This is a genomic window from Sphingomonas sp. CCH9-E2 (genome assembly GCF_001557215.1).
GTDB lineage: Bacteria > Pseudomonadota > Alphaproteobacteria > Sphingomonadales > Sphingomonadaceae > Sphingomonas.
Map to the genome: position 1 here is coordinate 1 of NZ_LSJM01000252.1, position 3,275 is coordinate 3,275.

A 3,275-nucleotide genomic window follows, 5' to 3' on the forward strand; every position below is an offset into this window, starting at 1 on the left:
CTCCGTCACGCTGCGCGTGCCACCTCCCCCTGGCGGGGGAGGATTTTTGTTCCCTTATCGTTCCATTTTCGTTAAGCACGTGCCATGGCCAAACCCAAGAAGCGTTACGTCTGTCAGTCCTGCGGCTCGGTCACGTCGCAATGGGCGGGGCAATGCGCCGATTGCGGTGAGTGGAACACGCTGGTCGAGGATGCCGGCGCGGTCGTGACGCCGTTTCAGGCCAAGCATAACCTGCAGGGCGGCGGGCGGATGATCCTGCTGTCCGGGCTCGACGCCGATGTCCCGCTGCCCGCGCGGATGGGCACCGGCATTGCCGAGCTCGACCGCGCGCTGGGCGGCGGGTTCGTCGAGGCGTCGGCGACGCTGATCGGCGGCGATCCCGGCATCGGCAAATCGACGCTGTTGCTGCAGGCGGCGGCCAGGATGGCGCTGGCGGGCAAGAGCGTTGCCTATGTCTCGGGCGAGGAGGCGGCGGATCAGGTGCGGCTGCGCGCGCGCCGCCTCGGCCTTGGCAATGCCCCGGTCCAGCTCGCCTCGGCGACCAGCGTGCGCGATATTCTCACCACGCTCGGCGGCGCGACCCCGCCCGACCTGCTGATCATCGATTCGATCCAGACGATGCACAGCGACCTGATCGAAGGCGCGCCCGGCACGGTCAGCCAGGTGCGCGCATCGTCGCAGGAGCTGATCCGCTTCGCCAAGGAACGCGGCACCGCGCTGGTGCTGGTCGGCCATGTCACCAAGGACGGCAGCCTCGCCGGGCCGCGCGTGCTCGAACATATGGTCGATACCGTGCTGGCGTTCGAGGGTGAGCGCAGCCACCAGTACCGCATCCTCCGCGCGGTCAAGAACCGCTTCGGCGGCACTGACGAGATCGGCGTATTCGCGATGCAGAGCGAGGGGCTGACCGAAGTCGGCAATCCGTCCTCGCTGTTCCTCACCAGCCGCGACGAAAGCGTCAGCGGCACGGTGGTGTTCCCAGCGCTGGAGGGCACGCGCCCGGTGCTGGTGGAGATTCAGGCGCTGGTGGTCCGCCTCGCATCGGGCGCGACCCCGCGTCGCGCGGTGGTGGGCTGGGACAGCGGGCGGCTGGCGATGATCCTCGCGGTGCTGGAGGCACGCTGCGGCCTCAGCTTCGCGACCAGCGAAGTCTATCTCAACATCGCTGGCGGCTATCGCGTGCAGGATCCGGCGGCGGACATGGCGGTTGCTGCGGCGCTGATCTCGGCGCTGTCCGAACGCCCGGTCGCGACCGACATGGTGGCGTTCGGCGAAATCGCGCTGTCGGGCGAAGTGCGCCCGGTCGCGCATGGCGCGCTGCGCCTCAAGGAAGCCGGGAAGCTCGGCTTCACCCGCGCGCTCGTCCCCTCGGCCCAGCCCAAGGAGGGCAGCGTCGCGCTAACCGGCTTCCGCAACCTCGCCGGTTTCGTCGATCACATGCTCGGACGCTGAGCGCTTCCGCCGCGCCAGCAAGTGCCGCGCGGGATCGAGCACCGCCAGCACCACGATCGTCGCCGCCACATCGGCCAGCCAGTCGTCCAGCGCCGCCGTCCGCCCCAGCGCGGGCAGCATCTGGGTCAGCTCGATCAGCGCCCCGAACAGGGCAAAGGCGAGCAGCAGGGTCAGCGCCCGCGCGCGCGGATAGGCGAGCCGCGCCAGTCCGGTCAGCACGATGAACGCGATGATATGCTGCACCTTGTCCCCCGGATCACCCGGCAAGGCGGGCGGTTTTGGCAACACCGCCATCACGAATGCGAAGATCAGCGCCGCCCAGAAGGCGACCAGGAAGAAGCGACGAAGCAGGATCATGCGCTTCAGATAGGGCGCGCGCCACCTTTATCCAAAGCCGATCTGCCCCTCACACGCTCCGCTTCACCGGCGGACGCCGCGCGCGCCACGCCGCGAGGATTCCCGACGCGGCGATGATCGCCATGCCGGTCAGGCTCCAGCGATCCGGGATATGCGCGAAAATCAGCCAGCCGAGCAGCGCGACGAACAGCAATTGCAGATAGTTGAGCGACGCCAGCACCGACGCCGGCGTGTCGCGATAGGCCGCGGTGAACAGGAAATGGCCCAGCCCGCCATAGACGCCCAGGCTGAGCAACAGCAGCAGGTCGAACCCGCCGGGCATCCGGTCGGGGACGAACCACGGGGCCATCGCGCCAAAGATCACCGTCCCGGTCAGCGTGGTGTAGAACAGCATCGCGATCGTGCTCTCGGTCCGCGCCAGGCTGCGCGACAACAGCTGATAGATGCTGGTGGTCACCATCCCGACCCCGGCCAGCAGCACCCCGACCGGATCGAGCCCGCCGCCGGGCCGCACGATGAACAGCACGCCGATAAAGCCCAGCGCCGCCGCGCCGATGCCCGCCACGCCGACCTTCTCGCCGAGCAGCGGCCCGGCCGCGAGGATCACGACCACCGGGGCGAAAAACAGGATCGCGCTGGTCTCGGCCACCGGCATCCGCTGCAGCGCGAGACCGATCGACAGCGATCCGGTCGACAGCGCCAGCGCGCGGGCGATCACCCATCCCGTGCGCCGGGTGCGCAGCATCTCGGGACCGCGACGCGGCGCGAGCAGCGCGGTCATCAGCACCAGATTGCCCGCATAGCGGATCGCGACGATCAGCGGCACATCGTACCGTGACCCCAGATATTTGACGGTGACATCGAGGCACGCGAACAGCAGCAGCCCGAAGATGAACAAGGATGCGCCGCGGAGCGGGTGATGGGCGGTCATGCTGGGCTCCCGATGGCGGTGTGCAGCGGCCATGCGCACAAATCGGGGCTTCGACAAGCCGCGCGTCGCGGCTATGAGGCGGGCAGGGCGGGGAGGCGCGCAATGGGACTGACGGCAATCGACATCTTGGTGCTGCTGGGCGTGGGCGCGGCGGCGATCACCGGCGCGATGCGCGGCTTCGTCACCGAAGTGCTGTCGCTGATGGCATGGCTGCTCGTCGTTGCGGCGATCCGCTTCCTCCACACCCCCGTCGCTGCCGCGTTGGCCGAGCCGGTCGGGACGGTACAGGGGGCGGCGGTACTCGCCTTCGCCTTGCTCGGCGGCATCGCCTATTTCGGCGGGCGCGTGGTCGCCAATGCGATCGGATCGCGCACCCGTTCGGGCTTTCTCGGCCCGGTCGACCGCGCGCTCGGCCTCGGCTTCGGCGCGGTGAAGGGGCTGATCCTCGCCAGCCTCGCCTTCCTCGTCGTCGCGCTCGCGGTCGACACCGTCAGCGGCGGTCCGGCCCAGCGCCCGGAATGGATGACCGCCGGTC

4 protein-coding genes are annotated in these 3,275 nt (G+C 69.2%); 2 read left to right on the forward strand and 2 right to left on the reverse strand.

From position 1 onward, the window contains the following. The first annotated feature begins 84 nt into the window (after positions 1-84). Entirely contained in the window at positions 85-1,452 is a 1,368-nt protein-coding gene (radA, locus tag AX681_RS11775; RefSeq protein WP_066659628.1) for a DNA repair protein RadA, read from the forward strand. Here radA and AX681_RS11780 read toward each other — a convergent pair. After that, on the reverse strand, positions 1,399-1,809 hold the full coding sequence (locus AX681_RS11780; protein WP_066659626.1) for a hypothetical protein: 411 nt from the start codon (positions 1,807-1,809) through the stop codon (positions 1,399-1,401). The genes radA and AX681_RS11780 overlap by 54 nt on opposite strands. Before the next feature lie 49 nt (positions 1,810-1,858). Further along, positions 1,859-2,740, reverse strand: a complete 882-nt coding sequence (locus AX681_RS11785) for a DMT family transporter (protein ID WP_066659624.1) — start codon at positions 2,738-2,740, stop codon at positions 1,859-1,861. A 102-nt stretch (positions 2,741-2,842) separates the two neighbouring features. On the opposite strand from AX681_RS11785, the gene AX681_RS11790 reads away from it, so the two are divergent. After that, positions 2,843-3,275 (forward strand): CvpA family protein (locus AX681_RS11790; RefSeq protein WP_066682302.1); only part of this gene is annotated, 433 nt, incomplete at its 3' end.